The organism is Klebsiella sp. X1-16S-Nf21, assembly GCF_002837615.1.
Lineage (GTDB): Bacteria > Pseudomonadota > Gammaproteobacteria > Enterobacterales > Enterobacteriaceae > Klebsiella > Klebsiella variicola.
In genome coordinates, this window is sequence record NZ_PJDK01000015.1 from 61,572 (window position 1) to 87,754 (window position 26,183).

Here is a 26,183-nt window from a genome sequence, read left to right on the forward strand (position 1 = left end):
CCGGATAACCTGTCTGGCAGTTAAAAATGGCTTTAACCTGAACGGTTTAAATTTGCTCGCGGTGAACCCTGACTTACAGGACACTGCCTCATTTCAGTGTTGTTATTTTGAGTGTCTTTAATGAAAGGTGTTATTAAAATACTCTGCATTATTTGCCTGATCCTCTGAACCTGATCTCAAAGCGTGTATTTCAATTTTCATAGCTGCTAAGTTGTTAACGTCAAAAAACGTAACAAATGTGAGGCATTACAGAATGATTTCTGACAAGTCGGTTGAAAAACTACTGGGTGAACTTTCGGTCGATATAGCTCAGCGCACACCCGGCACCGGTGATTTCCCTACAGCCGTAGAAGGTCTCGAATTGTTCCGCCGAAACGAACCCGCTCCTCCGGTAAGCTGCCTGGTCCCTCCCAGTATCGTTCTGGTGGCCGATGGCGCGAAGATCATGTGGGTTGGTGGTGAACCTTACGAATACAATGCGGAAAAATTCCTGATCACCTCTCTTGACCTGCCTGCCAGCTCGGAAGTATTACAAGCTTCGACATCCCGTCCCTGCGTGGGCGTAGCCTATAAACTTGACCAGCGCGTACTGATGGAATTAATTGCACAGGGAAGCCTGCCGCCGGTTAAAAAACGAGACGCGGGAACGGGTGTCGGTATAGGAACTATTACTGATGTTTTGCTGGAGCCTTTCTGCCGTCTGCTTTCTTTGCTTGACGAGCCTGAAGCCATTCCTGTTCTCGGGCCCCTGATTCAAAGGGAGATACATTACCGGCTTTTGATGAGCGATCAGTCCGATCATCTCAGACAGATTGCAGCAGTAGACGGCCATGGCTACCGTATCGGTAAAGCTATTGACTGGTTAAAGACCAATATTGCATCACCTTTACGCGTAGAAGAACTGGCAAGTCGGGTGCAAATGAGCACACCCTCTTTCCACCAACACTTCAGGCAGCTTGCGGGAATGAGCCCGCTACGGTATCAGAAATGGCTGCGCCTCAATGAAGCCAGGCGACTGATGCTGAATGAACATTACGATGTCACCACAGCAGCCTATGCTGTCGGTTACGAAAGCCTGTCCCATTTCAGCAGGGAATATACGCGGATGTTCGGGGAATCACCCAAGAGGGATATAACCGTGCTGAGAAAGTCAGCTGGTAAGCTTTAGTATTATCGTCATGTATTTTACCTTATCCTGTTATTGTACCGGTTGCGCAAAACTTGCAGGAAAGCCATAAAGGCGGGAGAATCCTGTCGGCGGTGAGGATAAAAGATGTGGTAGCCCTCAAACCAGGGGCACCACTCGGTCAGGACCGCCATCAACCTGCCGTTTCTGATATATTCATCCGCAACATATTCTGGAAGGCAGGCTACGCCCAGGCCATCAAGAGCGGCATCAAGCTGATGTACCGTGCTGTTCGCAATATATTGCCCCTTCACCTTCAGGCTGAACTTCTGGTCTTCCTTCTCGAATTCCCAGGCATACAAACCACTCGTGTCGGAATACCGGACGTTGATGCAGTTGTGGTTCAAAAGATCCTGCGGTTTTTTAGGCTTGCCATAACGTTGAAAATAATCCGGTGCTGCAACAATCAATTGCCGCCAGTCCTGGCTGATTTTAACGGCAATCATATCATTATTCAGCGCATCTCCGGGGCGGATCCCCGCATCAAAACGCTGATCAACGATGTCGGTAAATCCATAATCAATTCCGATTTCAATCTGAATGTCAGGGTAGCGGCTCAGGAAGTCAGGCAGCACCGGGCGGATCAGGTACTGGATAACATCATCTGAACCCGTAAGGCGAATGATGCCAGTGGGCTTTTCACGAAGCTCACTCAGCCGACTTATTGCGTCATCAACCTGCTCCATCAAGGGGCCAATTTCGTTGATCAGCCTTTCACCCGCTTCTGTGGTGGAGATACTGCGGGTGGTTCTGGCCAGCAACCTGATCCCAAGCCTTTCTTCCAGGGATTTTACTGTATGGCTGACAGCTGAGGGCGTCACACCGATCTCTGCTGCCGCTTTAGTAAAGCTCTTGAGTCTGGCCACGCTTAAAAAAACTTTCAGTTCATCCACACTCACCTCCTCCAAGGGAGAAGCCAGCGTACCAGCCAATGATTAATTATCAAATATTTTTCACGAGTAAGTGAAATAAATGCTGATTAATAAATTTTATATCAAATGTTACCTTCACATCATCAATAGTGAGCGTGTCATCACACTGATAACGCGTTTGTGGCTCTGATCCTGAGGTAACAGTTATGCAAGATTTCATCTATCACAACCCGGTAAAAATTCTGTTTGGGCATGACCAAATCCCTGCACTTGCGCAGGAAGTCCCGCAGGATAAAAAGGTCATGATCGTCTATGGCGGAGGCAGCGTAATAAAACACGGCATTCTGCAACGCATAAAAGGATCCCTTAAAAACACCCTTGTTTTTGAATTTGGTGGGGTTGAACCCAATCCACATTACGAAACCCTGATGAAAGCGGTCGAGATTGTCAAAGCGGAAAAAATTGATTTTCTCCTGGCCGTTGGCGGTGGTTCAGTCATCGATGGTACAAAATTCATCGCCGCGGCCGCTCTTTATGAAAATGATCCGTGGGAAATTATCACCAGCTATGGCAGCGTAGTGAAACAGGCTTTGCCTTTTGGATGCGTACTGACGCTTGCAGCGACGGGGTCCGAGATGAATAACACGGCTGTGATTAATCGTGCCACCACGCAGGATAAACTCTTTTTTGCATCTCCGTGCGTTATGCCGCAGTTCTCCGTGCTTGAACCGGAAATTACCTACACGCTGCCTGAGCGGCAAACCGCAAACGGGGTTGTGGATGCCTTTGTCCATATACTTGAACAATATATTACTTACCCGGTAAACGCGAAGGTGCAGGACCGCCTGGCGGAAGGATTGCTCAATACGCTGAAAGAAGAAGGCCCGACAGCCCTTAAAAATCCTCAAGACTACGACGCCAGAGCGAATATCATGTGGGCGGCTACAATGGCCCTGAATGGGATGTTAAGTGCCGGTGTACCGACAGACTGGGCTTCTCACTTGATTGGTCAGGAAATTACAGCCTTGTATGGCATTGACCACGCCCGCACTCTGGCGATTGTGATGCCTGCCCTGTGGCGCTACTGCAAAAATGAAAAATCTGAGAAGCTGGCTCAGTACGGTGCTCGGGTCTGGAATATTCCCGCATCTGATACCGAAAAAATGGCCGATGAGGCTATCAATGCCACGGTCGCTTTTTTTGAACAACTGGGGGTTAAAACCAGACTCTCTGATTATGATTTAGGGGATGAAGCCATTGCAGAAGTTATTCGTAAGTTAAAAGAACATGGTCACATTGCCTTGGGTGAGCATGGAAAAATTACGGCCAGAGAGGCTGAGGCCTTATTGAATATGGCGCTTTAATAAGTATAGCCTGCGATTTTCGCAGGCTAAATCTATGACGGTGGTGAGCTGGAATACCGCAATATCATAATAATCAATTTATTATCTGCATTGAGAAGAGAAGTAGTGTCAGATGCCGGACTCATTTCCGTATTAGCGAAAGACTGTACCTTCATTGTCACCGCACCACAGACTTGATCTACCAATGCAATCCTCAGAGGATCAGGCAAGTAATTTGAAGTATTTGTGTATTTTATGTTACCTCAAGCCTGTAAATTGTTATCTGCTCACTTAACAGATGAATTTATCTGAAAGTACGCTGGCGTTTTCCTGGCCTCCAGGAAAATTTAACTTGCCGGGATTAACCATTATTAGCATACATTCGGTTTCCTTTCAGAAGCGGAAAGCAAACCCGGTCAAAAATATGAGCAGGAGTGTAATGATGGATGAAGAAAAAAATCTGACTCGTCGCGAATTTGTTGTTCGTTCTGGGGTTGTCATAGGAGCCGGTGTGTTGCTGAGCAGTCCAATTGGTTTACTTGCCGCTGATGTAAATGGTTCCAGAGTGAGAACTCGCGGTTATGCAGCGTTTGACACTTCCGGAAAACTCTCGCCCTGGTCCTTTGAACGCAGAGCAGTTGGTGACAACGATATTTTGATTGAGACTAAATATGCAAGTATTTGCCACTCTGATATCCATCAGATGAAAGGACACTGGGGGGTCCAAAAATATCCTCAGGTTCCAGGGCATGAAATCGTAGGCATTGTGGCGGCGGTTGGAAAGAATGTCACCCGGTTCAAGATCGGTGATCGAGCAGGCGTTGGATGTATGGTCAACAGCACTCTTCCAGACTCAGAGCTGATGCAGCTTGAGAACACGGAGCAATACAGTCCAGCTACTGTCTTCACTTATGGTTTCCCTGAAAGCGATTCTCCCACGGGAATTTCACAGGGAGGGTATTCCACAAACATCGTGGTGCGCGATCATTTTGCTGTTCATATTCCTGAAAACATTACCTTCCAGGAAGCTGCACCCTTGCTTTGTGCAGGCATTACCACTTATTCACCGCTCATGAAGGCTGGTATCGTCAAGGGAATGAAAGTTGGAGTGGCCGGAATTGGTGGTCTGGGCCATATGGCCATAAAGCTTGCCGTGTCTAAAGGAGCGGAGGTATATGCATTCACAACTACGCCATCGAAAGTTGACGATATTCTTTCCTTCGGGGCCAAAGAAGTAATTGTGGTCGATAGTTCTGACAAATTGAAGGCTTATCAGGGAAGTCTGGATTATATGATTTCCACGATCCCTTATCAGTTCGACGTCGCAGCCTACGCATCAGTTGTGAAGCCATACGGAACTTTCACCCAGGTCGGCATGCCAGAAGGTTTTCAGATTACACTCAATGCGCTTGGTCTTGCAGCATCAAGAGTTAATTTCAATGCGTCAATGATTGGCGGCATGAAAGAAACTCAGGAAGTTGTAAATTACTGTTCTGAAAATAAAATATTACCCACCATCCAGATAATCAAGGCAGAGCAAATTAATGAAGCATGGGATAACGTGTTTAATAAGAAAGCCCGATATCGCTATGTTATAGATGCGTCGACGATGTGATATCAGGAATATGTAACACTTTCCAGATTCATAAGTCCACTGACGTTGTGATGTTCATGTTAATCCTCTCTTTTTAATTTTAACCCTCTTTTTGGGGCCGGTGGCCCCGTTTTTTCCAATGCCCGTTTTAAAGGTACTGACGATGACAAAAAAGCATTCAAAAATAGAACAAACATCTTTGAATGATACTTCAGATAATTCTAACTGGAATGGTGTATTCGCTATTTCACTCTGCGTATTTGCTCTGATCGCTTCAGAGTTCATGCCTGTCAGTCTGTTAACTCCACTTGCCCATGATTTAGGGATAACGGAAGGTACAGCTGGTCAGGGAATGACAATCTCAGGTGTTTTTGCCGTATTTACAAGTCTTAGCATACGCAGACTAGCCGGAACACTGAACAGAAAGTTTCTTTTACTGGCGTTGACAGCTCTGATGGGATTATCTGCCGTATTAGTCGCACTCGCCCCCAATTATCTTATCTATATGCTGGGGAGAGCTATGATTGGTGTTGTCATTGGAGGATTCTGGTCAATGTCAGTCGCTACAGCAGTAAGACTGGTGCACATTAGTAAGGTACCGCGTGCCCTGGCCGTGTTCAATGGAGGAAACGCCCTGGCAACCGTAGTGGCAGCCCCACTTGGAAGTTATCTTACGGCTGCCATAAGCTGGCGTGGAGCTTTTCTGTGTTTAGTACCTGTCGCAATAATTACGTTTGTATGGCAATGGATAAGCCTTCCTTCTATGGAGCCCGGCAAATCTGGTAAAACCGGGTCATCTGTTACCTCGCTTTTACGAAAAAAGAATGTCGCGGTTGGTATGTGTGCCGCCGGTATCTTTTTCATGGGGCAGTTTACTCTGTTTACCTACATCCGACCGTTTCTGGAGAATGTCACGAAAGTTAATTCTGATGCAGTAACGCTAATATTGTTACTGATTGGGGTAGCTGGACTTGCCGGAACGACAGCGATTGGTTTTGTGATCAAAAATCGCCTTTATCAGACACTGGTTGGGATACCACTTGTCATGGCTTCAGTCGCTGTAATCCTGATCCCTATGGGTAACAATATTCCTACCGTCTGTGTTTTGTTGGGACTTTGGGGCGTGTTATCAACAGCTGCACCGGTAGGATGGTGGAGCTGGGTTGCCAGTGCCACTGCGTCAGATACAGAATCAGGGGGCGGTCTTATGGTAGCAACAGTTCAGTTTTCAATCGCACTGGGGTCTACAGTGGGCGGGATTTTGTTTGATCAGTTTGGTTTTCAAAGTACATTTGCGTTGAGTGCAGGAATACTTATTTTCTCAGCGATATTGACTCTGTGGACCTCAAAGCTAAGAACAGTACCTGTATGAATCGTCGCTTAGCCTCCTAGGGAGCACCTGGCCACAACATATCGCAACTCCGTTCTTCACCGAAAGCATAAATGCTCTCTCGGGCATTTATGCTTTTATATCGCGGTCAAATAGATTTGTTATGTTTAATCTATGAATATTAGCTTTCACGCTTTGCCATCATCAATGCCAGGTCAACGAGACGATTAGAGAATCCCCATTCATTGTCGTACCACGCCAGAATTTTGACCATATTACCGCCAATCACCAGCGTTGATAGGCCGTCGATAATCGACGAGCGTGGGTCTCCCTGGTAATCGCTGGAGACGAGCGGTTCATCGCTATAACCCAGGATCCCTTTCAAAGGTCCCGTTGCGGCAGCTTCGCGAAAAGCATTGTTCACCTCTTCGACCGTCACATCTCGCTCAAGCGTGACGGTCAGGTCAACAATGGACACCACCGGCACAGGGACGCGTAGCGAGTAGCCCGTTAAACGGCCATCCAGCTCAGGAATAACTTTACCCAGAGCCTTCGCTGCGCCGCTGGAGTAAGGAACAATCGACAATGCTGCGGCGCGAGCCCCGCGCAGATCTTTTTCCGGCTGATCGTGCAGCGCCTGGCTGTTGGTGTAGGCATGGGTGGTGTTCATCAGACCATGTTTAATACCGAAATGCTGGTGCAGGACCTGCGCAGCAGGTGCAAGACCATTGGTGGTGCAGCTTCCGTTGCTTATCACGTAGTGTTTATCCGGGGAGTAGAGACTCTCATTAACGCCCATCACAATGGTTAAATCATCGTTTTTACCAGGGGCAGAGATAATCACGCGCTTCGCACCACCGCTGTGGATATGTACAGCCGCCTTTTCACGGTCAGTGAATAATCCTGTAGCCTCAATAACAATGTCGACTTCACGCTGACGCCACGGAATACTCGCCGGGTTGCGTTCACTGAATACGGTAATGGGTTTACCATCAACAACAAGCCCCCCTTCACCAGCGGTGACCTCTGCATCCAGCTTACCGAGCAGCGAGTCATATTTCAGCAGATGCGCCAGCGTTTTGCTGTCCGTCAAATCGTTGATTGCCACAATTTGAATATCCGGATTATCCAGTGCTGCGCGCAGTACATTGCGTCCGATACGGCCAAAACCGTTAATACCGACCTTTACCATAATTGACTCCTTATCTATTATCTCTGGAGTCAGATTAGGACGGATAGGTTGTGGCGTAAATGACAAAAAAGGATCACTTTACGCCATTTTACGGCAGTGAAATCGTTGACGATATTCACCTGGAGTGAGGTTAAGCTGTTTTTCAAACAATCGTCGCAGGTTAATGCTACTGCCAAATCCCGTTTGCTCGGCGATACGATCCAGCGTCTCGTTAGTCTGCTCCAAACGCTGCCGTGCGGCGGCCAGGCGGGCTTCCGCGACGTAGCGCGCCGGGGAAGCGCCGGTTTCCCGGGTAAAGACGCGGGTGAAATTTCGCGGACTCATGGCGACTTTTTCCGCCAGCTTATCTACGCTGAGGTCGGCGGTGAGGTTTTCGAGCAACCACGCCAGCAGATCGTTAATCGGCCCCTGGGAGGTGGTCTGCTGAAGGTTATAGCGGCTGAACTGTAGCTGCCCTCCGGGTCGACGCAGATACATGACGAAGTCCTGGGCGATATCGCGCGCCACGCTGAATCCGTAATCTTCTTCAACCAGCGCCAGCGTAAGATCAAAGCCGGAACTGACCCCGCCAGAGGTCCAGATATGTTCGTCCTGAATATAGAGCGGCCCGCCCTCGACGCGGACTTGCGGGAATTCCGCCTGCATGGTTTCCAGCAGTTTCCAGTGGGTAGTGGCCCGTCTGCCGTCCAGCAGTCCGGTTCGCGCCAGCAGCATCGCACCGCCGCAAATGGAGGCTATGCGGCGGGCATGGGGAGCGGCAAGGCGCAGCCAGTCAACCACCGCCATCCCTTCCTGCGGGTTTTGACCTCTGCCAGTAATCATGATGGTATCGCGGGGTTCACGCGGGTCAATCTCATGCAGGCGATGATCGGCCAGCAGATTTAAACCGGACTGACCATGGATAACCTGATGCGGTTGAGTTGTCGCTAGCTTGACCTGGTAGCAGATTTCCCGGGCACCTTCCGGGTGCAGGCGGTTGGCCTGCATCAAAATGTCAGCAATACCGGCGGATTCAAACAGCATGCCGCCATCGGGTACAATAATAAGTATCTTTTTCATGTCATAAAAAGTAATCTTTTTACAAAATAAGTCAACAGGACAAACTCAAAGAATAAATTTTACTGTCGAGAGCACTGGATTCCGATGGATGTAAAAATCTGAAGGCTCGGAAAGAGTGGACACGAGGACCGCACCAGGTCTTCCGGCGCCGTTAACATCATGTCTCGTTTCTGGTTCCGTATCTGCCAAACAATGCCGACTCACTCAATGCTAACCCGACAAACCGCACGCCGCGCTTTCTCCGCCCTAAAATGTCCAGATGACAGCTGCTGTCAGTGCCGCCTCGTTACGTCGTAACACGATCGGGCTCTCATTTGCATGCTCCCCAAGCCAGGTATAGTCAGCGCTCAGGAGCGTGCCCCAGTGGGCATCAAACTGGTGACTCCAGGTTAGACTGTTGTCTATGCCATAAAATCCCCCCGGTGCTGAATAGCGGCTATAACCTGAGCGCTGGCTCTGCTGCGGATCCACCCCATACCAGGTATTCAGGTAACGGTTGTCGCCAAACAGGGCCGCCGTCTGAAAGGCGACCGTGTCATGGTCAGTTTGTACAGGGAGCAACGTCAAGGATGCCTGGTAGCTTACCCCCTGGCTGTCCGTTAAAGGCAGCGTCGCTTTACCTTCAACACTGAGCCACGAAAGCGCCTGCCAGCCGACGGCAAGGGCCGTGTTCAGGGAGGCGTCAATGTCTCCCATCCCTTTCAGATTATTTGCCCCTGCCCGCCAGCTGGCGTTTTTATCCGCCCTACCCAGATCGTATCCCAGCGTATGTTCGAAGTACCAGCCGCTGGCGTTCTGCAGGTCATATCCCACCCCTTTCTGCGTATCAATAAAAAATGCGCCGTTACGCCCCTGAAGTACAGGAACCACCTGCCATACCTGCTTGTCTGAACCTGAATATCGCGGAGTGTAGTGGCCTCCCAGCCCAATGGTGAAGGTGCCGGAGGAAGTGTCATCATTTGCTTGTACGCAGGATGTCATGGCCGTCAAAAGCGGTACGGTCATATACAGGGCTTTTTTTATCGCTATCATACTGTTCTCCTCACAGACGCCGGCTTCTCCTGAGGCAGGAGCTGCCACAAAATGTTGGCGCAGTATGATTTGGCAAAATCAATGAATCGTCGGGATAGTGTTAAGAAACGGTCAAGGTGAACGGATGTTGTCCAGAAGAGTGCTGATTATTGAAGATGACGCCGATGCGGCTGGCGTGCTCGAAGCCTATTTACGCCGTGAAAATTACGATGTCGTCATTACCGGAGACGGTCTTTCCGGGCTGGATATGGCGCACCGGTGGAAACCCGATCTGATCCTGCTGGATGTGATGCTTCCGGGGCTTAACGGCACCGAAGTCCTGGCTGGCCTGCGCCGTAAAAATGATGTTCCGGTGATCATGGTGACCGCCATGGGAGATACTCCCGATCGTATTGGCGCCTTGCGCTATGGCGCTGATGATTATGTTGTTAAGCCTTACCATCCGGGAGAAGTTGTGGCTCGGGTGCAGGCGGTACTGCGCCGCAGCAATCAAACAGAAACAAAGGAAGAGATCCTTCGCTGGCAATCGCTTGAAGTGAATGTTACGGCCATCGTGGCGAGCATTGTCGACGGGGACACCACACCGCGCACGTTGGATCTGACCCCAACCGAATTTTCACTACTGACCACGCTTATGCGCTCTCCTTCACGTCCTTTTTCCCGCCAGCATTTACTGGAGAACTGTTTGCCGGAAAGTGAAGCCCTGGAGCGCGTGGTGGATACCCATATTTATAACCTGCGTAAAAAACTCGAGGCGGCGGGTATTTCCGGCGTGCTGGTTAACGTTCGCGGCGTAGGCTACAGGTTCAGACAACCATGACAAAAACCCGCTACTCCTCCCTGTGGCGCTGGATTTGCGCACGTATATTAGCGCTGGCCATCGGAAGCGTAATTGTCATTGCGACCTGTATGTGGCTACGTTATGCGGTGCAGAATTACTGGAACATAGGCAGAATGCCGGCATCGGTCCGACAAGAGTTTCTTGCGCTCAGCCAGAACCCGCAGGCGAACCCGGCGCGCTTCCATCAAATCGTCGATACCTGGTGGGGGTTGAGTTATTCAACCCCATCCATCGCCTCGGCGGACTGGGTCACCGTGGCGTTACTGGTCCTGGTCATGATCCCTTTTATTGTGGTGATGGGATTGAGATACGCCAGGCCACTGGCGCTGCAGTTCAGCCGACTGCGTGATGCGGCAAAGGACGTCGCCGAAGGGCAATTTGGCCGCCAGGCTGAGCTCATCAGGAATGCGCCGGCTGAAATGGTCAGCTTTGCCAGTGACTTTAATGCCATGACGGGGAAACTGGCCCGCTATGAAAAAGAGTTACGTACCTCTCATGTGGCCATGGCGCATGAGCTTCGCTCCCCCCTGACTGCCGCTATCGGACGTTTGCAGGGCATGCTGGATGGTGTGTTTGATGCCAGCCCGGAACAACTGGCAATGGTAATGAAACAGCTTCAGCACCTGAATCGCCTGACCGATGAACTTCATCTGCTCTCGCTGTCTGATGCCGGGAATTTGGTGCTGGAAAACGAACCCTTTCGTCTGGATGAGCTGCTTAAAGAACGGGCGACATGGATCATGCCCCAGGCTGATGCACATCGTTTTACAATCAGGCTTCATCATTCTCAGGCGTGTCCCTTCAAAGGCGATACGTTCCGTATGGGCCAGGTTTTCACCATTCTTATGGAAAATGCCCTCCGTTACGGGCGTGATGGCGGTTATCTTGATGTCACGCTGCACTACGCCAGCGGGCAATATTGCCTCGAATTTCGCGATGACGGTCCGGGGGTATCCTCCCAGTTCCTGCCGGAAATGTTCAACCGTTTTAGCCGGGAGGAGCAGTCGCGTGCCCGCCACTCCGGCGGCAGCGGTCTCGGTTTGTCGATTGCTCGCGCGATTTGTCAGGCCCATGGTGGCAGTATCAGCGCGTCGTTACCTAAAACCGGCGGACTCGCAGTCACCCTTTTGTTACCCTGGACGTCGTCTGAGATGGAAAATAGCCGCTCTTGATAATACCTTGACGAAACGTCGAATCTTTCTCGACTAAGCGCGCATTTAATAACGCCATCACCTTTATGGAGCGGCGTTATGTCAGATGAATTTTTACTCTCCCTCCGCCACAGTCTGCACCATTTGTACGACGTGGCGCGCACCCTTTCCTGGCTGCACTTTCTCCCCCTGACCATTCTTTCGGTAGTGATTTTTCTGCTGCCCGGATGCGGGGACAACCAGGGTAATACGACTGATCCTGTGCGAACGGTGCGCTACGTTGTTGTTGGCTCAGCGCAAACCCTTCCCGCGCTGGAAAGAACCGGAGAGATCCATGCGCACGATGAAACGATTCTGAGCTTTCGTACCGGCGGCCGGATAGTGACGCGTAGCGTCGATATTGGCGATCGGGTCAATGCAGGGCAACTGCTGGCCACGCTTGAAAATACAACCAGTCAGAATCAGCTCGATGGCGCACAGGCTGATTATGAAGGAGCCAAAGCCTCTGCTCAGGTTGCTGCACTTAACGTCAACCGAATGCAAAAGCTTATGCCAACAGGCGCGATTGCCCGCACGCAGCTCGATACCGCCCGCGCAGACTGGCTTGTCGCCCGCGCGCGTTTAAAAAACAGCGAGTCCGCGTTGCGTAATGCCCGGGAAAGCCTTGGCTGGACGCGTCTGATTGCGCCGCGAAGCGGCGTGATCACCGAAGTAAGCGCCTCTGCGGGTCAGGTGGTCAATGGTGGTCAGTCGGTATTGACGCTGGCGACCGGTGAAGCCCGCGATGTGGTGTTTGATATCGCTAAACCCGAGGCGATCCCGCCACAGGAACAGGCTGGCTTGCGAGTTTCCCTCCTCAGCGACCCGTCGGTGCAAGCGTCCGCCGCGGTAAGAGATATTAGCCCGCAGGCCGATCCTCAGACCCGCACATGGCGCGTCAGGGCTACCCTGCAAAACCCACCGCTGGCAATGGCGCTGGGCGCCAGCGTCACCGTCACGTTACCCGCAACGGGTCCGCATGGATACGCCCTTCCCGCTTCAGCGCTGAGCCGCGTCGACGACAAACCGGCGGTTTATGTGATTAACCCACAGTCGCAAGCGCAGCTTCGCGTGGTGGTGCCAGCATACTATACCGCCACCTCGGTCATTATCTCCGGCGGCCTTGACCCAGGCGACCGGGTGATTACCGCCGGCGTGAGTAAATTACGCTCCGGCGAGCCGGTGATTGCCGGGGAGTGCGAATCATGAAACCCGTATTGAATGAGAAATTTAACCTGTCCTCCTGGGCGCTAAATCATCAGCAGATGGTCAGTTTCTTCATGCTGCTGATCATTGCTATGGGCGCGTTCTGTTATGAGAACCTGCCACGTAACGAAGATCCGGCGTTTACGATTAAAACGGCCGTTGTTTCTGCGCAATGGCCCGGGGCATCCGTAACGGATACCACCCGACTGCTGACCGATACGCTGGAAAAAAAGCTGCAGGAAACCCCTTGGCTTGATTATCTCGAAAGTGAGACCCGCGCCGGGAGCTCCGTTATTCATGTCAATCTTCGTGACGATACCCCGCCGCAAAAGGTGCCGGATATCTGGTATCAGGTACGTAAGAAAATGCAGGATATTGCCCCCTCTTTGCCAGAAGGCGTTCAGGGCCCCGCCGTCGACGACGAGTTTGATGACACGTACGGTACGATCTATGGCTTTATACCTGAGGGCTATACCCTGCGGGAGGTCCGGGACCGTGTTGAGACAATCCGTCGGGAGCTCATGTCGTTACCGGATATCGGAAAAACCAGCCTGCTGGGTGAGCAGCAGGAACAGATAGTCCTCTCTTTTTCTCCAGCGCGTCTGGCAGGTATGGGGTTGAACATCCAGCAGGTAGCGGATGCCCTCAGAGCACAAAATGCGGTTGTCCCGGCAGGTATGATCCGCACCGGACAGGAAAATATGGCGATAAAGGTCAGCGGGGAACTGACTTCTGAAGCGAGCTTACGTGCCGTCACGCTGCATATTAACGATCGTTACCTTCCTCTGACGGATATTGCCACCGTTAGTCGGGAAAATGCCGAGCCTCCCCAGCCGGTTTACCGGGTCAACGGCAAACCCGCCATCGGGCTGGCTATCTCGATGGCGCCGACCGGTAATATGCTGCGTTTCGGCGCCGCGCTGAATGCAAAAATGCAGGCCATCAGCGTCACGCTGCCGCACGGTATTGAGATGGTCAAGGTTGCCGATCAATCAGCGGTGGTCAGCGACGCCGTAAGCGGGTTTATCCGGGTGCTTATCGAAGCCGTGGCGATCGTCCTGGCCGTTTCGTTTGTCTCTCTGGGTTTACGAGCCGGACTGGTAGTGGCTGCGGCCATCCCACTGGTTCTGGCCATGACCTTTACGGGAATGATGCTGGCAGGAATAGGTCTGCAGCGTATTTCTCTCGGCGCATTGATTATCGCGCTGGGTCTGCTGGTCGATGACGCCATGATCACCGTGGAAACCATGGTCTCTGGTCTGGAAGCCGGGGATTCCCGCCGGCAGGCGGCGACCCGGGCTTTTAAAACGACCGCATTTCCGATGCTGACGGGCACCCTTGTGATGATTGCCGGGTTTATTCCCGTGGGATTTGCTGCGTCCAGCGCCGGTGAATATTGCTTTTCCCTGTTTGCCGTGGTGCTCATCGCCCTGCTGTGCTCATGGGTTGTCGCGATCCTGTTTTCACCGTTAACCGGGACGTGGCTGTTATCTGACAACATCAGACAGAAGGCGAAAGGTCCTGGACGGATGGCCCGCGGATACCAGTGGCTACTGCGCAAGGCGTTGCGTCACCGCTTCGCCACCGTGTGTCTTGCTCTCATTGCGCTTGGTCTGTCCGTTTACGGAACAACCTTTATGCAGGGGGAGTTTTTCCCCGCCTCCGACAGGCCAGAATTGCTGGTAAGCCTGACGCTACCGGCAAATGCCTCGCAGTCGGAAACGCAAAATACGGCTGAAAAGCTGGAGAAGGCCCTGGCAGGCAACCGCAACGTTGAGCGCTTTTCGACATACGTTGGGTCGGGAGCGATCCGTTTTTACCTGCCTATGGATGTGCTTCTGGCAAATGAAAATATCGCCCAGATAGTGGTGGTGGCTAAAGATCTTAAAGCGCGGGATCGTCTTCATCGACAGTTAAACAGGATACTGGCTACGGGCTTTAGCGACATCATCACGCGCGTATCACCCCTGGAACTTGGGCCCCCCGTCGGCTGGCCAGTGAAATACCGGGTGAGTGGGCCAGATTATCTGAAAGTCAGGTCGATCGCGAACCGCCTGAGCGATGTCATTGGCCGGTCCCCCTCCTCTCGCGAGGTTAATCAGACGGCAGGCGAACCGGAGAGAGTCATTACCCTCAAGGTCAATCAGACCGCAGCCCGGGCTGCGGGCGTGTCGTCAGAAAGTCTGGCCCGGATGCTCAATACCGTCTGGTCCGGCAGTATAGTCACGTCGGTTCGCGATAATGACCGCCTTGTCGATGTGGTGCTCCGGGCCAGGGACAATGAGCGTCTTAACCTTGCCACCTTCTCTTCGCTGACTATTCAGGGGAATGACGGTAAACAAATCCCCCTCAGCGCCTTTGCCACGCCAGTCTGGGGCGTGGATGATCCGGTTATCTGGCGTCGACAGCGTTTGCCTTTCATCACCGTGCAAACTGACCTCGCCCCGGGACTTCGCGCCGAAGCAGTATCCGCAGCGTTGCGACCTGCGGTAGACAGGTTGCGCGCGGAACTGCCTGAAGGCTACAGCATTGAAGAAGGGGGCGCGGTTGCTGAGTCTGAAAAAGGTAATAGTTCGGTCTATGCGATTCTGCCGGTGACACTGGTCATCATGCTCTTGCTGTTGATGCCCCAGTTGCGCAACTATTCCCGTATGGCGTTGGCTATACTGATGGCCCCGTTTGGTTTACCGGGTATCGTGCTGGCTATGTTGCCTGGCGGAACACCAATGGGATTTGTCGCTCTTCTTGGCGTGATTGCGCTCGCTGGCATGATCATTCGTAACGCCGTCATACTGATTAGCGAGGTTGACAGCAATCTTGCTCAGGGAATGGCAAGCGATGCCGCTATTATTGCGGCCGCAGAGCATCGTGCGCGCCCCATCTGCCTGACTGCCTGTGCCGCCATTCTGGGAATGATCCCCATCTCTCATCAGGTATTCTGGGGACCGATGGCCTATGCGATTATCGGGGGACTACTGGTTGCCACGCTGGTTACACTGACCGTTTTACCGGCATCGTTTAGCCTGTTGTTACACCTGAGAATGACGTCCTCAGGCGAGACTCGTGAAAAATGAGTGGCGTGCCGTCGTATCCTCGCCTCAGGGGTCTGCCAGGTTATTCGCTGCAAGACAAAGAACTTGCTCCATCGTGTCATCCACCTGCTGCCGCAACGCGTGGATAACAGGAGACCTAATTTTACTGCTTCTTCGGCAGCAGAGAACGAGGAGAAATGCCGAAGGCTTTGCGGAAGGCATGGCTGAAATGAGAGAAATCAGAGAAGCCGAAATCCAGCGCCGCCTGGGACACGCTACTGACTCGTCCGCGTTCGATAGCCTCTCGGCTCGCCTGCAGCCTCTCCTGCCAAATCACTGCCATCGGTGTTTTTTTATGGCGGGCGAAAGCACGCGTGACGGTGCGAACGGAAACGTGGTGCGCCCGTGCCAGGCTTTCGATGTTCAAATCGGGATCGACAAGTTGCCGCCGGATGTAGTTCATCATCCGGGAATACAGATCGCGCTCAACACCAACGTTGTTCAGGTCCTGTAGCTCCAGGCTCAGTACCAGTAGATCCAGCAACGTCTGGGAGAAGCGGCCGGAGATATCCGCTGTGTTCAGACAGGCGGGCATCGCTGCCGCCTGACGCAGCATTTCGCGCAATGGGATCACGCCCGGGCGGCGGTCGTCGAGCACCATCGCGGTGAGGTGTTCGACCCCAGGTAAATGACAGCTCAGCAAATGGCGGGGGATCCGCACCAGATGATTATCGCGCCCGCCAAGACTGAAGCGGAATGTCTGGGCGGCATCGTAGAGCACCAGACTGTCCGCTGCCAGCGTCGCCTTGCGTCCCCCCTGTTCAAGCTGACCGTATCCATCCTGCATATACCCCAACCACAGATCGTCGTCGGGGCCCTGGCGCAAATAACGTGCCGTGCGATCCCAGCTGTGTAGCGGCGCGGACAGTGAACACATATCCACCAGACCCACTCCACGTACCGTCAGCCGTGCATCAAAGTCGACCCCAGCCAGAGGGGCGCTGGCGGCTGGAATACAGTGGCGTAACACTACGTCGTTCCAGTACTCGAAGCGGCGCGACTCGGTAACGCCAACGGTTGAATAGTGGAGACTGCCCGCAGACTGCATGCTATTCATCATCATTCACCTCGCGCCGGGTATTCCGCCAAAACGACAGAAACGTTTCCGCAGACAGCAACTATCATGCCAACGAGCTAATACACCCTCTTTCAGTTACGCCGATCGGCGCTAAGTTACCGGGAACTATCACTGAAAATCCGCGCCCCCCCTTTTCTGCTGGCATATAGGGCGTCGAATAGCGGAACGACAAAACGTGGAACCGCACCCTAAACGTGCGGCGTCTGCACTATGGCGGACCATCACACGACGAGGGGCAGGCCCGCAACCGAATGTCCCTTCCAGCCAAACGACTGTCCTGCTGAAGCAAGTACGCCGCAAATTTCTCCCTAGTATCAGTAAGCGTAAGGTCTTCCGGCCACACCGTGCTCCGGACATAACACGACATCAGACAAGAGGGGGAACGTCATGACTTTCAGTAACGCTACGTTTCGCACCAGCCTGGCCGCCTGCACACTGTGGCTGGCAACCGGCCCGGCCCATGCGGTCGATCTCAATTCGCAGGACCTCATTCCCGCCCCCGCCGGCACCGATGCCGTTCTGGGATATTTCACCTACGCGACGAGAGATAGCTTCACCCCCACCGGGGGCGGTGAACTTAAGCAAGAGACCGGGCTCGACTCCTTCGTCAGCATCTTTCGTTACGTTCACTACATGGACGTCGGTGGCTTTACGGTTGCGCCGCAAGTGCTGCTGCCTTACGGACGCCTTTACAATGGCTCACTAAACGGCGTTCGACTTGATTCAGCCAGCGGCCTGGGCGATCCCATCCTTGCCGCGCCGGTCTGGCTGGTCAACAACTCCAGCACAACCTTTGCCATTGTGCCTTACCTGTACCTCCCCGCGGGCTCCTACGACGCCGGACGCACGCTAAACGTCGGTGAAAATCGCTGGAAGTTCGACCTTCAGCTCGGCGGCGTGCAGCAGCTGGGTAACGGTTTCGCCACCCAACTTTCCACGGACGTGATGTGGTATGGCGTCAACGACGACGCCTCGGGCATCGGCACCGGTCGACTCAAGCAGGACAACACCTATCAGTTTCAGGGCTGGGTGACCTGGACGCCGCCCGCCGATAAGAGCTGGACCCTGGCCGCCGGTTATTCCCAATACTGGGGCGGCAAACAGCAGCTTGACGGTATCGAGAACGGACAGGCGACGCGCGTCGATCAGGTCAGGCTGGAATTATCGAAATTCGTCACCCCCACGGTGCAGGTACAGGGTCTGCTCCAGCGCGACCTCAACGTCGATGGCGGTTTTAAGGAAGATCTACATACCACCCTGCGCGTGATGAAACTGTTCTGATGCGAATCGGCACAGAGACATCCCCAGACTCACTACTCACCCGCAACGGAGAAATCCATCATGACCGATCAGCAGCAAAAACCCACACTTTATGAACGTCTCGGTGGTTATGACGCCGTTTACGCTTTCGCAGGAGAAGTGTTGAAGACCTGTATGAAGCATCCCGATATCGGCCATATCTGGGCGCACGTATCCGAATCGTCGTTCCAGAAAGAGCATATCAACTTTGTCGATTTTCTGTGCAAGCACTGGGGCGGCAACACGGTCTACCGGGGACGAGATATGGTAACCGCGCACCGCGGAATGGGTCTGACCGAAGTGCACTGGAAAGCCGTATTCGAGGCAATTGATGAATGCTACGAGAACTTCAACGTTCCGCAGGATATCCGTGAAGAGGTTACCGCATTCCTGACCCAGTTCAAACCCGCCGTCATCGGCAGCCCTTCATACCGGGATGTGGTACTCGCGCATCCTGACATGGACGTCACCAAAGGGATGAAAAGCGTCGGCATTCACTGGCCGAAAACAGATAAACCGTCTTAACCGAGGACGGACATCCGCGCAACAGGCGGGTGTCCGTCTCAGCCAAATGACTGACCTGCACAACCATGTAGTGATGACATTTCGGGCTTATGTTGAAGGCAGGTTGCATTGGCAAACACCATACAAAGGGAACTCCATGGCTATTGAACGTCCTACCATTGAACAGCTGCAAGCGCTCGCCAGTCGGCTAAATATACGATTGACGCCTGCACAAGCCGAAGAATATCTGGCGCTGATGCAGGCCAATTTCGACGCCTATGATCTCATTGACGCCCTGCCCGACGAGATCCCCGCGGTGCACTACCCACGCGCCGCCGGCTATCGTCCTGAAGGCGACGAAAACCCGCTTAATGCCTGGTATTACAAGACCGAGGTGACAGGTGCAGCAACCGGTAAACTGGCCGGCCGCACCGTGGTGCTCAAGGACAACATCGCGCTGGCTGGCGTACCAATGATGAACGGCGCCTCGACGCTGGAAGGCTTCGTCCCCCTCTACGACGCCACCGTTGCCACCCGACTGCTGGATGCCGGCGCGACTATTCTCGGCAAAGCCACCTGCGAGCACTTCTGCTTGTCGGGAGGCAGCCATACCTCCGATCCGGCGCCCGTGCATAACCCGTTGCGCCGCGGCTACTCGGCCGGTGGCTCATCTTCTGGCAGCGCCGCTTTGGTCGCTTCCGGGGAAGTCGATTTGGCCATGGGTGGCGATCAAGGGGGCTCTGCGCGTATTCCCGCCGCATGGTGTGGCCTCTATGGCCTGAAACCGACCCACGGTCTGGTGCCTTATACCGGCATCATGCCGATCGAAGCCACTTTCGACCATACCGGGCCGATGACCCGCAGCGTAAAAGACAATGCCTTAGTCCTTGAGGTCATTGCCGGCGCGGACGGATTGGACCCACGTCAGTATGCTCCCAAAGTGGAAGCCTATACCGAGGCGCTCGGTAAGGGAGTCCGTGGCTTAAAGATCGGCATTATGGCCGAAGGTTTTCAGTTGCCGAACCTGGATGCGCGAGTCGCGGAGAAAGTTCGCGCTGCCGTTGCCCGTCTGCAGGAATTGGGCGCGACGGTCGGCGAGATTTCGGTACCGGAGCATAGCCTGGCGGGTGCGCTCTGGTCCCCTATCGGCTGCGAGGGGCTGACCGCGCAGATGATGCATGGCAACGGCATGGGCTTTAACTGGAAAGGACAATATGACGTGGCGCTGCTGGACAAGCACGCCCAGTGGCGTGACGACGCCGATGCGCTTTCCCCATCGCTGAAGATATGCATGTTCGTCGGCCAGTACGGGCTGGAACGCTACCATGGCCGCTACTATGCCAAGGCGCAGAATATCGCGCGTCGCGCGCGTGCGGGCTATGACCGGGCGCTGGCGGACTTCGACCTGCTGGTGATGCCCACTGTACCGCTTGTCGCTCAGCCATTGCCGGAACCTGACTGCTCCATTACCGAATACATCTCCCGCGCATTTGAAATGATCGGCAATACCGCACCGCAGGATATTACCGGCCATCCGGCAATGACTCTCCCTTGTGGGCTGGTCGACGGCTTACCGGTAGGAATGATGTTGGTAGGACGCCACTTCGCCGAAAGCACCCTTTATCAGGCCGCCGCCGCATTTGAAGCTTCCGGCGACTGGCGGATGTTTTAACCCTTAACCATCGGGAACCATAAAATGAGCCATCAACACGACCACGACCATACTGAACCGCCGGCGGACATCGAGCTACGCGTCCGGGCGCTGGAATCCCTGCTACAGGAGAAAGGACTGATTGACCCGGCGGCACTGGATGAACTGATTGACACTTATGAGCACAAGGTCGGCCCCCGTAACGGCGCGCAGGTGGTCGCTAAAGCGTGGAGTGATCCGGAGTATAAACGTCGGCTGCTGGCGGACGCCACAGCCGCCATCGCCGAGCTGGGTTTCTCCGGCGTGCAGGGTGAAGACATGCAGGTAGTGGAGAACACGCCGGACGTGCACAACGTGACCGTCTGTACATTATGTTCCTGCTACCCCTGGCCGGTGCTGGGTCTGCCACCGGTGTGGTACAAATCGGCCCCCTATCGTTCGCGTATCGTTATCGACCCGCGCGGCGTTCTGGCCGAATTCGGGGTAAACATTCCAGAAAGTAAAGAGGTGCGCGTCTGGGACAGCAGCGCGGAACTGCGCTATCTGGTCCTGCCAGAACGTCCGGCGGGTACCGACGGCTGGAGCGAAGCGCAGCTGATCGAACTGGTCACCCGCGATTCCATGATCGGCACCGGCCTGGTCGCCGCGCCATAATAAGAGGAGAAAACCATGAACGGGATACATGATCTGGGCGGTATGCACGGCCTCGGGCCGATCCTCAACGAGGAAAATGAGCCGTATTTCCATCATGAATGGGAGCGCCGGGTATTTCCGCTGTTCGCCTCGCTGTTCGTCGGCGGACATTTCAATGTGGATGAATTCCGCCACGCCATTGAACGCATGGATCCAGCCCACTACCTGGAGGCGAGCTACTACGAGCACTGGTTGCACGCATTTGAAACGCTGCTGCTGGAAAAAGGGGTGATCACCGCCGATGAACTCTGGGGTGGCTCGACCCCTGCCCCCTGCGCTCCGGGCACGCCGGTGCTGACGCAGGACATCGTGGCGATGGTTGTCAGTACCGGCGCCTCCGCGCGCGTCAGTCACGATATTGCTCCCCGCTTTAAGGCCGGAGACCGGGTTCGGGCAAAAAACATCAACCCAACCACCCACACCCGCCTGCCGCGTTACGTGCGCGGGAAAATCGGCCGTATTGAGACCGATCATGGCGTGTTCATCACGCCGGACACCGCGGCGCACGGTTTGGGCGAACATCCTCAGCACGTCTACAGCGTCAGCTTCACCGCGCTGGAACTGTGGGGCACGCCGCGCCCGGACAACGTGTACATCGATCTGTGGGACGACTATCTGGAGGAAGCATGAGCATTGCGACACAGCATGATTACGCCGCCGTCGGGTTACCCCGCGACGAGGAGGGGCCGGTTTTTGATAAGCCCTGGCAGGCGAAAGCATTCTCCCTGATCGTCCATCTGCACCGGGCGGGGCTGTTCCCGTGGGCAGAATGGGTACGGACGTTCAGCGAAGCGATCAAGGAGGCTCCGGCGCAACCCGGCGAAAGTGTGAACGATGCCTACTATCGCCAGTGGGCGACAGCAATGGAGAACATGATCACCGCCCTCCACCTGACCGCACCGGATGACATTGGCCGACGGACCCAGGAATGGCGACTGGCGTATATCAACACGCCGCATGGTCAGCCGATCGTCCTGGCCAATGCCAGCTGTCCGCCGGCGCATAACCACCACTCGCTTCCACTCGGCGTTCCGGTCACGGTGAGCCCGGCACAATCTTCCATCAGCCAAATTAACAACGGAGTCACATCATGAGCGATATTACCCTTACCACCAACACCCCGGCCACTCCGATACCGGTCGCGGCGCTGTTGCCCTGGGCACTGTTTACCACCCTGCTGGCACTGTTAGCGATCTATTTCGTCGGTGCGGAACAAGGTGCGACGTCGATGTTTTCCGGCACCCAGGTGCATGAATTCTTCCACGACGCACGACATCTGCTGGGTTTTCCCTGCCACTGAGGAGGCGGACATGATTGGGAAACTATTATTCAAAGGGATGATAGCAGGCATTCTGGCTGGACTGGTGGCATTTGCCTTTGCACACCATTTCGGCGAGCCGCAGGTCGATCGCGCTATCGGGATTGAAGAAAGTCTGGCCGCTCATTCACACCAACACAGCGCGTCGGCTGACGGCGGTGAAGAAGAGGTGTTTAGCCGTCAAACCCAGTCCGGGATCGGGCTAATGGCCGGCATGGTGCTGTTCGGCGCAGCGCTGGGCGGCGGTCTGGCGCTGAGTTGGGCCTTTAGCTATCAGCGCTTCGGACCATCGAACCCGCGTCTGTTAGCGTTAGGCCTGGCGCTGGTCGGCTTTCTGGTCATGAGCCTGATGCCTGGTCTGAAATACCCACCCAATCCGCCCGCGGTCGGTAACCCGGAGACCATCGGCTATCGTACCGAACTGTACTTCGTCATGATGTTGCTTTCCATCGGCATCGTCATCGCGGCCGCGTGGTTATCACATCAGCTAATACCGCGCCTCGGTAGAGGGAATGCGATGATGTGGGCAACGCTGTTCGCGGTGGCGCTGATGCTCGTGGTTTGTGCCCTGATGCCGACAGTGAACGAAGTGCCCGAACACTTCCCGGCGGACCTGCTATGGCGTTTCCGTATCAGCTCCTTCGGCACGCACCTGGTGCTCTGGAGCGTCATCGGTGTGGCGTTCGGTGCCTTAGCCGAACGCACGCCGGCGACAGGTGTGCAGCGCCCAGCCTTCCGCCGCGGTTAACACATCATGAGAGCGTCGCTAACGTTGATTTGTCAGGGAGAAACGGCAGCGTCCCGAGGTTCACATTTCCCCTGTGATGACCCTCTGGAGGCGCGGGAATGGCAGCGGGCGCGTCAGTTACAAAGCCGTGTCGCCCGTTGTCACCGCGTCTGGATCTCCCCGGAGACCGCCGCCCGACAAACTGCCGCAGCGCTCTCTTTACAGGGTACCCCGGTGATGGAGCTGGCGGAACCCGACTACGGCATCTGGGCCGGTCGGCCAGTACGTGAGGTGATGACGCAAGACGCCGACGCTTTCCTGGCCTGGCTGGAGGGCGATCCGCCGCCGGGCGGAGAGTCACGTGCTCAGTTGCTGGCGCGCTGTGGCCGTTGGCTGGCAAAACACGTCGATATTCCAGGCCGACACGGTGTAATTGCGTCTGCCTCCACTATCCGTGCCATGCTCCTCAACGTTCTCGGCGCCCCACTTCACTCATTTGCACGTATCGACGTTCACCCGCTCAGCATTACCGAGTTGCGCAGTGACGGACGGCGCTGGAATTTTTGTTTATTAAGAGATGACATAAAGGGCGAATGTTCGACGCTGTCCCGCTGAAGCCGTCAGCCAGTAAGCGCCTTTGGCCATTGATGGATCCCTCCACTGGCCTTGCATCGCTAAACCCAATGCCATAGAACCGCTCAGCGCGCTTCACGCCCCGTCCTGCGTAAAAAAGTAAATCTCCCTGACCATGTTTATTTATACTCAGAAAACATGTCATTAAGAAAGGAAGCTACGCGTTGAAATGGGTAACCTGGTTAAAACGTATCGTGTTGTCCCTGCTGCTGTTGATCGTTGGCGCTCTGGGACTACGCCTTTATGACATTCAGCGCGGACCCGAGCTGCAGCTCTGGCATACCTGGGTTCCGCATGAGATGGACGCGGATGAAATCGACAATGCTGACTGGAACGATTACATCAACAAAGAGAATGCGCTCTTCAGTGAGGTAAAACGCCAGGTTACCGATAAGCTGGACGCTGAGCAGCAAACCGAACTGAATCGTTACTATAGTCACAGCACCATCTATCCGGACTCGTTTCCAACCAACTGGAATCGGTCATATATCATGATGCCGGATGGCAAACCGAAAGGCGCCGTGGTGTTGCTGCATGGTCTGACAGATACCCCCTACAGCCTGCGGCATATCGCTGAAAATTACCGGCAACAGGGGTATGTCGCCATCGGTATCAGATTACCGGGCCATGGGACGGTTCCCGCCGGGCTGACCGATGTGGACTGGCAGGACTGGCTTGCCGCCACGCGCCTTGCGGTGAGAGAAGCGAAACGACTGACGGGTAATGATGTGCCCCTGCATATCGTCGGATTTTCCAACGGCGGCGCGCTGGCAATGAAATATTCGCTGGACGCGCTGGATAATGCCGAACTGGCAAAACCCCAGCGGGTGATCCTGATTTCTCCGATGATCGGTATTACCAGCTTCGCGCGTTTTTCCGGCCTCGCTGGCTGGCCCGCGTTTCTTCCCGCCTTCTCGAAAGCCGCATGGTTAAACATCATGCCCGAGTTTAATCCGTTCAAATATAACTCCTTCCCGACGAACGCCGCCCGGCAGTCCTTCCTGCTGACCAAAGCGCTGCAAAAGCAGATAGTGACTGACTCGAGAAATCACAGACTTAACAGCTTACCACCGGTATTGACCTTTCAGTCCGTTGTGGATTCAACGGTCAGTACGCGGGCGATCGTGACGGCGCTGTATAACCGTTTGCCGGAAAATGGCAGTGAAATTGTCCTCTTCGATTTGAATCATGCCGTCAGGTTTAATTCATTATTACGCCGGACGTCTTACACCGCGCTGGCGCGGTTGCTGACCGCGCCGCCACGCGCTTATCAGACCACGATCATCACTAACGCGAATTCAGCCAGTACCGATATGGAAATCCGCACAACACCTGCCGGGAAAACAGACACCACAGTGGAAAAGCTGCAGGGAATGCGCTACCTGCCGGACGTATACTCCCTTTCTCATGTCGCGCTCCCCTTCCCGTTAAGCGATTCGCTGTACGGGCGCTATCCCCATCCGCTGAATCAATATGGGATCAGCCTCGGCACGTTTGCTGCTCGCGGCGAGCGTTCGGTGCTGGTTGTGGGTCTGGACTCGCTGATGCGTCAGTCTTCCAATCCGTTCTTTCCCTATATGATCAAGCGCATTGACGAAGGGATCGACACTCGCCCGGCTCTCTCCGGGAAATAACTCTTCTCTGGATAAGTGGCCACCACGGCCACTTTTTCCTGAGGATGCGGTACTACGCTTTCGCCGACGTCGACAGCCACTGATATACCGCTGACAAATCCTGTCCGGCATATCCCGCGCCCGCCGCCTGCTGCCACAGTTCGGCAATGTTATCCAGCCCCGGCATGGTGTGCGGCTCGGCCAGGGATAGCGCCAACCGGGCATCTTTCAGCGCATGCGCCAGTTGCATCTGCGGCGCGAATTGCTCGCTGGCGATGGCATCCAGTTTCACTTTGACATACGGTGCGGCCAGCGGGCCGCCTTCCAGAGCGCTCCAGAGCTGGTCGGGGGTAAAGCCCAGCGTCTTCGCCAGCTGGGCGCTTTCCGCGATGCCCTGCATCATCGAAATCAGCCAGGCATTGAGGACCAGCTTCATTTTCTGGCTGTTGCCGGCCTCGCCAAACCACTGCGTCCCGCGGGAGATAGCCGCAAACACCTGTTCGGCAGCGGCACACTTTTCACGATCTCCGCTGGCGAGCACCAGGATCTGCGCCTTCTCCGCCGGGGCTTTGGTCCCTGAAACCGGGGCATCGACGAAGGTCATCGCCGGCTGAAGCGCCCGTAGCAAGGCGATAGCCTCCTGCGTCTCCGGCAGGCCAATGGTGCCCATCTGACAATAGATCGCCTGCGGCTGACAGGCAGGCGCTATTTGCGCCAGTACCTCGAGGGT

At 54.5% G+C, this 26,183-nt stretch carries 24 protein-coding genes; 18 read left to right on the forward strand and 6 right to left on the reverse strand.

Going from position 1 to position 26,183, the window contains the following annotated elements; genetic code table 11:
- Window positions 1-253: 253 nt before the first annotated feature.
- Window positions 254-1,168, forward strand: a complete 915-nt coding sequence (locus tag CW267_RS09450) for an AraC family transcriptional regulator (RefSeq protein ID WP_016161032.1) — start codon at window positions 254-256, stop codon at window positions 1,166-1,168.
- A gap of 17 nt (window positions 1,169-1,185) precedes the next feature.
- Here the strand turns inward: CW267_RS09450 and CW267_RS09455 are convergent, their stop codons facing one another.
- On the reverse strand, window positions 1,186-2,079 hold the full coding sequence (locus tag CW267_RS09455) for a LysR family transcriptional regulator (protein WP_016161031.1): 894 nt from the start codon (window positions 2,077-2,079) through the stop codon (window positions 1,186-1,188).
- Window positions 2,080-2,264: 185 nt separating this feature from the next.
- Between CW267_RS09455 and CW267_RS09460 the strand changes: the two genes are divergently transcribed.
- From CW267_RS09460 to CW267_RS09470, 3 genes are all read left to right on the forward strand, one after another.
- Window positions 2,265-3,422 carry an iron-containing alcohol dehydrogenase gene (locus CW267_RS09460; protein WP_046619792.1) on the forward strand — a complete coding sequence of 386 codons (1,158 nt, stop codon included), beginning with the start codon at window positions 2,265-2,267 and terminating at the stop codon, window positions 3,420-3,422.
- Between the two features lie 418 nt (window positions 3,423-3,840).
- Window positions 3,841-5,016 carry an NAD(P)-dependent alcohol dehydrogenase gene (locus tag CW267_RS09465; RefSeq protein WP_227521830.1) on the forward strand — a complete coding sequence of 392 codons (1,176 nt, stop codon included), beginning with the start codon at window positions 3,841-3,843 and terminating at the stop codon, window positions 5,014-5,016.
- Between the two features lie 142 nt (window positions 5,017-5,158).
- Complete coding sequence (locus tag CW267_RS09470; RefSeq protein ID WP_046619788.1) at window positions 5,159-6,367, forward strand: MFS transporter; 1,209 nt, start codon at window positions 5,159-5,161, stop codon at window positions 6,365-6,367.
- Between the two features lie 139 nt (window positions 6,368-6,506).
- On the opposite strand, the gene gap is transcribed toward CW267_RS09470, so the two are convergent.
- The 3 genes from gap to CW267_RS09485 form a co-directional block, all read right to left on the reverse strand.
- Window positions 6,507-7,517: a type I glyceraldehyde-3-phosphate dehydrogenase gene (gene gap / locus CW267_RS09475; protein WP_046881457.1), complete on the reverse strand. Its 1,011-nt coding sequence runs from the start codon at window positions 7,515-7,517 to the stop codon at window positions 6,507-6,509.
- 78 nt (window positions 7,518-7,595) lie between these two features.
- On the reverse strand, window positions 7,596-8,576 hold the full coding sequence (locus tag CW267_RS09480; RefSeq protein WP_047666568.1) for a GlxA family transcriptional regulator: 981 nt from the start codon (window positions 8,574-8,576) through the stop codon (window positions 7,596-7,598).
- Window positions 8,577-8,822: 246 nt separating this feature from the next.
- Window positions 8,823-9,608, reverse strand: coding sequence for a MipA/OmpV family protein (locus CW267_RS09485; protein WP_012968225.1), 786 nt, complete (start codon window positions 9,606-9,608; stop codon window positions 8,823-8,825).
- A 124-nt stretch (window positions 9,609-9,732) separates the two neighbouring features.
- On the opposite strand from CW267_RS09485, the gene CW267_RS09490 reads away from it, so the two are divergent.
- The 4 genes from CW267_RS09490 to CW267_RS09505 all read left to right on the forward strand — a co-directional run bounded on the left by CW267_RS09490 (window position 9,733) and on the right by CW267_RS09505 (window position 15,919).
- A complete protein-coding gene (locus tag CW267_RS09490) occupies window positions 9,733-10,428 on the forward strand; it encodes a response regulator (RefSeq protein WP_022064721.1) in 696 nt (231 codons plus the stop codon).
- Entirely contained in the window at window positions 10,425-11,621 is a 1,197-nt protein-coding gene (locus tag CW267_RS09495) for a sensor histidine kinase (RefSeq protein ID WP_047666567.1), read from the forward strand. The genes CW267_RS09490 and CW267_RS09495 overlap by 4 nt, the downstream gene beginning before the upstream one ends.
- 78 nt (window positions 11,622-11,699) lie before the next feature.
- On the forward strand, window positions 11,700-12,848 hold the full coding sequence (locus tag CW267_RS09500; RefSeq protein ID WP_016161025.1) for an efflux RND transporter periplasmic adaptor subunit: 1,149 nt from the start codon (window positions 11,700-11,702) through the stop codon (window positions 12,846-12,848).
- Window positions 12,845-15,919, forward strand: a complete 3,075-nt coding sequence (locus CW267_RS09505; protein ID WP_100781025.1) for an efflux RND transporter permease subunit — start codon at window positions 12,845-12,847, stop codon at window positions 15,917-15,919. Before CW267_RS09500 ends, CW267_RS09505 begins: the two co-directional genes overlap by 4 nt.
- A gap of 121 nt (window positions 15,920-16,040) precedes the next feature.
- Here CW267_RS09505 and CW267_RS09510 read toward each other — a convergent pair whose 3' ends face one another.
- Entirely contained in the window at window positions 16,041-16,994 is a 954-nt protein-coding gene (locus CW267_RS09510; RefSeq protein WP_032730996.1) for a helix-turn-helix domain-containing protein, read from the reverse strand.
- Window positions 16,995-17,402: 408 nt separating this feature from the next.
- Here CW267_RS09510 and CW267_RS09515 point away from each other — a divergent pair, with 408 nt between their 5' ends.
- From CW267_RS09515 to CW267_RS09560, 10 genes are all read left to right on the forward strand, one after another.
- On the forward strand, window positions 17,403-18,296 hold the full coding sequence (locus CW267_RS09515) for a transporter (protein WP_100781026.1): 894 nt from the start codon (window positions 17,403-17,405) through the stop codon (window positions 18,294-18,296).
- A 60-nt stretch (window positions 18,297-18,356) separates the two neighbouring features.
- The gene (locus CW267_RS09520; protein WP_008804888.1) at window positions 18,357-18,839 is read left to right on the forward strand and encodes a group I truncated hemoglobin; all 483 of its coding nucleotides are present in this window, start codon (window positions 18,357-18,359) and stop codon (window positions 18,837-18,839) included.
- A gap of 136 nt (window positions 18,840-18,975) precedes the next feature.
- Complete coding sequence (locus CW267_RS09525; protein WP_049139565.1) at window positions 18,976-20,490, forward strand: amidase; 1,515 nt, start codon at window positions 18,976-18,978, stop codon at window positions 20,488-20,490.
- A 24-nt stretch (window positions 20,491-20,514) separates the two neighbouring features.
- Complete coding sequence (nthA, locus tag CW267_RS09530; RefSeq protein WP_008804890.1) at window positions 20,515-21,123, forward strand: nitrile hydratase subunit alpha; 609 nt, start codon at window positions 20,515-20,517, stop codon at window positions 21,121-21,123.
- A gap of 15 nt (window positions 21,124-21,138) precedes the next feature.
- Window positions 21,139-21,792, forward strand: coding sequence for a nitrile hydratase subunit beta (gene nthB / locus CW267_RS09535; protein WP_012541728.1), 654 nt, complete (start codon window positions 21,139-21,141; stop codon window positions 21,790-21,792).
- On the forward strand, window positions 21,789-22,256 hold the full coding sequence (locus CW267_RS09540) for a nitrile hydratase accessory protein (RefSeq protein WP_012541729.1): 468 nt from the start codon (window positions 21,789-21,791) through the stop codon (window positions 22,254-22,256). The genes nthB and CW267_RS09540 overlap by 4 nt, the downstream gene beginning before the upstream one ends.
- Complete coding sequence (locus tag CW267_RS09545) at window positions 22,253-22,462, forward strand: CbtB domain-containing protein (RefSeq protein ID WP_008804893.1); 210 nt, start codon at window positions 22,253-22,255, stop codon at window positions 22,460-22,462. The genes CW267_RS09540 and CW267_RS09545 overlap by 4 nt, the downstream gene beginning before the upstream one ends.
- A gap of 10 nt (window positions 22,463-22,472) precedes the next feature.
- A complete protein-coding gene (locus tag CW267_RS09550; RefSeq protein ID WP_016161021.1) occupies window positions 22,473-23,228 on the forward strand; it encodes a CbtA family protein in 756 nt (251 codons plus the stop codon).
- Between the two features lie 6 nt (window positions 23,229-23,234).
- On the forward strand, window positions 23,235-23,822 hold the full coding sequence (locus CW267_RS09555; RefSeq protein ID WP_012968231.1) for a histidine phosphatase family protein: 588 nt from the start codon (window positions 23,235-23,237) through the stop codon (window positions 23,820-23,822).
- Between the two features lie 182 nt (window positions 23,823-24,004).
- A complete protein-coding gene (locus tag CW267_RS09560; RefSeq protein ID WP_100781027.1) occupies window positions 24,005-25,474 on the forward strand; it encodes an alpha/beta hydrolase in 1,470 nt (489 codons plus the stop codon).
- Window positions 25,475-25,526: 52 nt separating this feature from the next.
- On the opposite strand, the gene CW267_RS09565 is transcribed toward CW267_RS09560, so the two are convergent.
- A partial coding sequence (locus tag CW267_RS09565; RefSeq protein WP_101148619.1) for an NAD(P)-dependent oxidoreductase occupies window positions 25,527-26,183 on the reverse strand: 657 nt, incomplete at its 5' end.

What these genes read in the sequence shown, in the direction of transcription:
- CW267_RS09450 (WP_016161032.1), top strand. Translation starts at nt 254, where the DNA reads ATGATTTCTGACAAGTCGGTTGAAAAACTACTGGGTGAACTTTCGGTC.
- CW267_RS09460 (WP_046619792.1), top strand. Translation starts at nt 2,265, where the DNA reads ATGCAAGATTTCATCTATCACAACCCGGTAAAAATTCTGTTTGGGCAT.
- CW267_RS09465 (WP_227521830.1), top strand. Translation starts at nt 3,841, where the DNA reads ATGATGGATGAAGAAAAAAATCTGACTCGTCGCGAATTTGTTGTTCGT.
- CW267_RS09470 (WP_046619788.1), top strand. Translation starts at nt 5,159, where the DNA reads ATGACAAAAAAGCATTCAAAAATAGAACAAACATCTTTGAATGATACT.
- gap (WP_046881457.1), bottom strand. Translation starts at nt 7,517, where the DNA reads ATGGTAAAGGTCGGTATTAACGGTTTTGGCCGTATCGGACGCAATGTA.
- CW267_RS09480 (WP_047666568.1), bottom strand. Translation starts at nt 8,576, where the DNA reads ATGAAAAAGATACTTATTATTGTACCCGATGGCGGCATGCTGTTTGAA.
- CW267_RS09485 (WP_012968225.1), bottom strand. Translation starts at nt 9,608, where the DNA reads ATGATAGCGATAAAAAAAGCCCTGTATATGACCGTACCGCTTTTGACG.
- CW267_RS09490 (WP_022064721.1), top strand. Translation starts at nt 9,733, where the DNA reads ATGTTGTCCAGAAGAGTGCTGATTATTGAAGATGACGCCGATGCGGCT.
- CW267_RS09495 (WP_047666567.1), top strand. Translation starts at nt 10,425, where the DNA reads ATGACAAAAACCCGCTACTCCTCCCTGTGGCGCTGGATTTGCGCACGT.
- CW267_RS09500 (WP_016161025.1), top strand. Translation starts at nt 11,700, where the DNA reads ATGTCAGATGAATTTTTACTCTCCCTCCGCCACAGTCTGCACCATTTG.
- CW267_RS09505 (WP_100781025.1), top strand. Translation starts at nt 12,845, where the DNA reads ATGAAACCCGTATTGAATGAGAAATTTAACCTGTCCTCCTGGGCGCTA.
- CW267_RS09510 (WP_032730996.1), bottom strand. Translation starts at nt 16,994, where the DNA reads ATGAATAGCATGCAGTCTGCGGGCAGTCTCCACTATTCAACCGTTGGC.
- CW267_RS09515 (WP_100781026.1), top strand. Translation starts at nt 17,403, where the DNA reads ATGACTTTCAGTAACGCTACGTTTCGCACCAGCCTGGCCGCCTGCACA.
- CW267_RS09520 (WP_008804888.1), top strand. Translation starts at nt 18,357, where the DNA reads ATGACCGATCAGCAGCAAAAACCCACACTTTATGAACGTCTCGGTGGT.
- CW267_RS09525 (WP_049139565.1), top strand. Translation starts at nt 18,976, where the DNA reads ATGGCTATTGAACGTCCTACCATTGAACAGCTGCAAGCGCTCGCCAGT.
- nthA (WP_008804890.1), top strand. Translation starts at nt 20,515, where the DNA reads ATGAGCCATCAACACGACCACGACCATACTGAACCGCCGGCGGACATC.
- nthB (WP_012541728.1), top strand. Translation starts at nt 21,139, where the DNA reads ATGAACGGGATACATGATCTGGGCGGTATGCACGGCCTCGGGCCGATC.
- CW267_RS09540 (WP_012541729.1), top strand. Translation starts at nt 21,789, where the DNA reads ATGAGCATTGCGACACAGCATGATTACGCCGCCGTCGGGTTACCCCGC.
- CW267_RS09545 (WP_008804893.1), top strand. Translation starts at nt 22,253, where the DNA reads ATGAGCGATATTACCCTTACCACCAACACCCCGGCCACTCCGATACCG.
- CW267_RS09550 (WP_016161021.1), top strand. Translation starts at nt 22,473, where the DNA reads ATGATTGGGAAACTATTATTCAAAGGGATGATAGCAGGCATTCTGGCT.
- CW267_RS09555 (WP_012968231.1), top strand. Translation starts at nt 23,235, where the DNA reads ATGAGAGCGTCGCTAACGTTGATTTGTCAGGGAGAAACGGCAGCGTCC.